We start from the raw sequence: 4211 nt of genomic DNA, 5'->3' as shown, positions 1-4211 counted from the left end.
GTATGCCGACACCGCCCCAGGAGGCAGTCATGGTGTTTGCTTTGCCGTCTTTTTCGGCGGTAACGAGCATCCAGTCGTCACCGATAAGGGTGAAGGGGTTGCGGGTGATCTCTTTAGGTTCGATTTTGTTGAACATATCATCATTCCTCCTTGCGTCACTGCCGTGTCTTTTTCCGTCATGCTGTGTCAAAGTGACTGGCGAAAAAATCTCTCGGCAGGGTAGATAGATTATTTATTTAGTGTACGTTATTTTCCTGCGGAATGTCGTAATTATCCGTATGCAGATATTCGCTGTCTACGACCGCGCCGTTTTCGTAGGTTAGGCGGTAGGCGTCCACAGTGGGGTTAGGCCCCGTAATCTCCGTGGTGAGTCCGTATTCCCGCGCGTCGGCAGACGAGCCCAGGACGGCGACGGTAAGGGTGCCCCCGTTGGCTCCTGCGAGAAGATAGACACTGTGGGGCAGGTCGTTCCTGAAGCAGAAGTCAATCTGTCCGTCGGCTACCGTGGCATCAAGTCCCGCGGGAACGTAGTCCGACGGATAAAAATGCGAGGTGCGCACGGTGGGCGTCAGCCCTGCGAGAAGAATCGCGTTGTAGAGGGTGGAGCTTACCTGACATACTCCGCCGCCTATATCCTGCTCAACCTTGCCGTCAATAATAACCGGGGCATCCAGATAGCCCTCGCTGATGACGCGTCCGCCTACGGCACTGTTAAAGGAAAATTCCTCTCCGGGCATAATCAGATTGTGGTCGAGCTTTGACGCGGCAATCTCGATATTTTCCCCTCGGTTGCTGTTGGGAGCATAAGAGGTCGAGAACTCTGACAGAGTGGTGTTTATTGAAGCGAACATTTCCTTGGAAGCCTTCGGCTTTACGGTTTCAACAGGGAGCTCGATTGTATGTGGAACGCGAAGGTCTGTGAGCATTTCGGATATGTTATCCCTCAGCGAGGAAACATCTACCGTGTACCCTTCTTCGGGAGGGCGGCGGTGTATGCCCGCGTTGTCAATCCAGACAAGTCCTTCTGTGGCAGGGCGGTCTATGGAGTCCTTTATCCTTTGCAGCTCCGCAGTAAGCAAGGCGTCGTCCCATACGCCCTTCAGCTTAATGGTCCGTCCGCGTATGGCGCAGTCAAGGGCATCAACTGTCCGCTGCAGCACGAGGCCCCTTCTTCCTGTGGAGAAGGCTTTTTCCAAAGCGGTTTCAGTATCCGCGGTGAGGCCTATTGAGGCGGCGGATATGGGGAACTGTCTTTTCCCGTCCGTGAGAACTATGGGTGTTTCAGGAATAAGGGCCTTTGCTTTTGCTTCGAAAAGGTGCTGTGCCTCTGCTTTTGTAAGCCCTGTCACGGGTTTATCGTCGAAACGGAGTCCGAAGGCAAGCCTGTCCTGCTGAATAAATCCGAAAATAAGACTGAAAAACGATATGGAAAGAAGCAAAGCGATTAAAAGGCAGAATGCCGTAAATATCAGTAACAGCCGTGATGTTTTCATTGGTATGGGTACGCTTTCTCCTTTCATCAAAAATGCCGTGCAGCTTATGCCGCACGGCGTTTTTTCTTATTGTTACTGGATGTTCATGGAAAGCTCAATGAACTTGTTTGCAAGTTTTGCTTTCTGGAGAACTTCCTCGGTGATATCCGCGCCGGCTTTAACGATTACAACACCGTTGTCCGTTACGATATCACGTGCAGCCTTCTTACCGAGCAGGAAACGGCGGTGACGTTCCTCAGATGCCTTGTCTGCAGCGGCTTCCTTGGACGGAGCTGCCGGTTTTTCCGGTTCCTGTTTCGGAGCTTCTTCTTTTTTAGGCTCCGGCTGTGGTTCAGGCTTTGGTTCCGGTTTCGGCTCCGGTTTTGCTTCAGGAGCAGGAGCTTCTTCCTTTTTCTCTTCCTGAGCAGGTGCTGCCGGAGCAGGAGCTGCAGCCGGTGCCGGTGCTACTGGTTCATTTTTTTTTTCGCTTTCCTCAGGAGGGTCAATGACAGTTACCTGTTTACCGAAAATGGAAACCTGATCAGAGCTGATTTCGGATGTGGAGCCGTCGGCAGCCGTAACTTCGCATTTCTCGACCTTGCCGCCCTCACCGATAAAGATTTCAGTGACTTTACCCTGAATCGTACCGGATTTTGTGATAGCCTTAGTTCCGATGACACGGATGTTTGCATCGAGCATAGGCTCGTAATCGCTTGCATCCTCAAGCGTAAGAATATTTTCGCTGGAAGTAATGGTTACTGCATCGTGACCGATTGCAATAACGGAAGAGTACGGCAGAAGCTTTACGCCGCGGTACCAGTCTTCGTCCTCGATTGTGATAGCAGCGACAGCGCCGTTTTTCGCATCAATAAGAAGCGTTTTGCTCATGCCGAGCTCGCGGCCTTCCGAAATGCTGATGATTGGTAAATTCAGGATTTCTACACTTTTCTTGGTCATTGGTAATTCCTCCTGTGTGTTTAATCCGTCCGGTTTTCTTTGAAGGAGATTTCAATCTCCTTCACATATTCCGGCGGGATTTTACGGAATGGTGTATTTGGCACATTGTGCCGGGTTAATATATGAGAAACGGTATGCAGGTAGCGTATGTTCTTTTTGAACTCTGCCTGTATATCGGTCTGGCCTTTCAAAATCGGAAGCGAAAGGGCTTCCTCGTAGACGTCGGCGGCCTTGTTATAGGAGCCGATATCCTTGTAGAGATTTCCGAGGTCGATAACAACGAACGGCGTATACGGGTCGTCGCCATAAACATCGAGAGCCTTTCTGTAGGCTGCGGCGGCGAGCTTGTACGTGCCGGAGGTCTTCTGCTCCTGAGCGTAATCGAGGTAGTCGTCCAGAGTTTCGAGTGTCTCCGGAAGCGGCTCTGCAGGCTCTTCCTCCGATTCCTCAATGGGTTCGGGTTCTGCCTTGTCGGCTTCCTCGGATTCTTCAGCAGCTTCTGCTTCCTCTGTATCTGCGGCTTCTTCGTCAGCCTCTTCGGCTTCCTCAGGCTCGCCAGGTGCAGTTTCAGCTTCTTCCTCTGCTCCGGTTTCTTCTTCGGCTTCGGTCTCTGCTTCGGGTGCATCCTCTGCAGCTGCTGCTTCAGGAACAATATCTGCGGCGGAAACCTCACCGATAATCTCTGAATCAGGCTCTGTTTCCTCTGCGGAAGATTCTTCCTCAGCAGGCTCCGGCTCAGGTTCAGGTTCGGGGTTCTGTTCTGCTTCAGCAGGCTCTTCCACGGGGGATGCTTCAGCAGTCTCAGCCGATTTCGCAGCAGGTTCTTCTGCTGCCTGTTCTTCTTCGGTTTCTTCGGAGCTTTCCGTTTCCCCGTCTTCTTCCCCGAAGGTCGCAAGCGGGGCGTCCTCCTGCATTCCGGCAGCCAGAACAGTTCTTCGGATTCGGTATTCGTTGAATCCCGTCACGGCAGCCGACGCAACCAAAACAAAGGCCACGATGACCATAACATAGCTGATTGTCATATTCAGGGCAACGATGATGGCGGCAAAGTTAACAGCCACCGCGAGCACTGCACACATGACAAGAGCCCATCGGTCCACCTTGAGGCCGAAATATTTTGCGGCTTTATATAGAAGTAGGGTGCTGACAATCATGATAAAAAAAGCCAGCAGGAAATAATCCAAAGGACTCACCACGCTTCCACAGTATTACCCATCTAAACGCATTTTGACGGGAGCCGGTAAAGTCTTGCCATAATAGTAAAAAAATTATGGCAGAAAATCTCTCTATAGTATATCATCTTTGTAGGGAGAAAGGAAACGTGTTTTACATTGAATTTTCTTTTTTGAAGGAAATTTTAGAACTTATTTAGTGACAGCAGACCTATATAGGTAACGAGTGGGCTGATAAAGACAAGGAGGAGTGTTTTATGAAGGAAGAAGTGTTCAAGGTTGCGCTTGAGACAGGACTGCACGCGCGCCCGGCAGGTATTTTCGTAAAAGCGGCGGGAGCTTTCAAATCGCGCATTGATGTTTCGGCGCACGGGAGAACATCTCCTGCAAAGAGCATAGTAGGGCTCATGGGCCTTGGCGCGGAAAAGGGCGACGAGGTCACCATTCAGGCTGAAGGCCCGGACGAGGAGCAGGCAGTCAAAGCATTGGGTGCGTACTTGACTGGAGAAAAATAATACCATGCTAAAAAATCCCTTCGGTACAAATTTGTATCGAAGGGATTTTTGTGTTCTGAAATGAATCAATCCAGCGGGTCCGGACCGTATTCGTT

At 50.9% G+C, this 4211-nt stretch carries 4 protein-coding genes; 1 reads left to right on the top strand and 3 read right to left on the bottom strand.

What is annotated here, in order from left to right:
- Positions 1-236: 236 nt before the first annotated feature.
- The 3 genes from ACY69O_RS07595 to ACY69O_RS07585 form a co-directional block, all read right to left on the bottom strand.
- Positions 237-1493: a VanW family protein gene (locus ACY69O_RS07595; protein ID WP_462332867.1), complete on the bottom strand. Its 1257-nt coding sequence runs from the start codon at positions 1491-1493 to the stop codon at positions 237-239.
- Between the two features lie 72 nt (positions 1494-1565).
- Complete coding sequence (locus ACY69O_RS07590) at positions 1566-2429, bottom strand: PRC-barrel domain-containing protein (protein WP_462332866.1); 864 nt, start codon at positions 2427-2429, stop codon at positions 1566-1568.
- A gap of 20 nt (positions 2430-2449) precedes the next feature.
- Complete coding sequence (locus tag ACY69O_RS07585) at positions 2450-3583, bottom strand: hypothetical protein (protein WP_462332865.1); 1134 nt, start codon at positions 3581-3583, stop codon at positions 2450-2452.
- 275 nt (positions 3584-3858) lie between these two features.
- On the opposite strand from ACY69O_RS07585, the gene ACY69O_RS07580 reads away from it, so the two are divergent.
- Positions 3859-4116, top strand: coding sequence for an HPr family phosphocarrier protein (locus ACY69O_RS07580; protein WP_462332864.1), 258 nt, complete (start codon positions 3859-3861; stop codon positions 4114-4116).
- The last annotated feature ends 95 nt before the right edge of the window (positions 4117-4211 follow it).

It is taken from the genome of Schwartzia sp. (in: firmicutes) (assembly GCF_978017985.1).
Note: the sequence above shows the minus strand (reverse complement) of the source record. Positions and strands in the feature narration are given on the sequence as shown.

Bases quoted from the DNA above. Each gene is read 5' to 3' on its own strand.
- ACY69O_RS07595 (WP_462332867.1), bottom strand. From the start codon at position 1,493: ATGAAAACATCACGGCTGTTACTGATATTTACGGCATTCTGCCTTTTA.
- ACY69O_RS07590 (WP_462332866.1), bottom strand. From the start codon at position 2,429: ATGACCAAGAAAAGTGTAGAAATCCTGAATTTACCAATCATCAGCATT.
- ACY69O_RS07585 (WP_462332865.1), bottom strand. From the start codon at position 3,583: ATGATTGTCAGCACCCTACTTCTATATAAAGCCGCAAAATATTTCGGC.
- ACY69O_RS07580 (WP_462332864.1), top strand. From the start codon at position 3,859: ATGAAGGAAGAAGTGTTCAAGGTTGCGCTTGAGACAGGACTGCACGCG.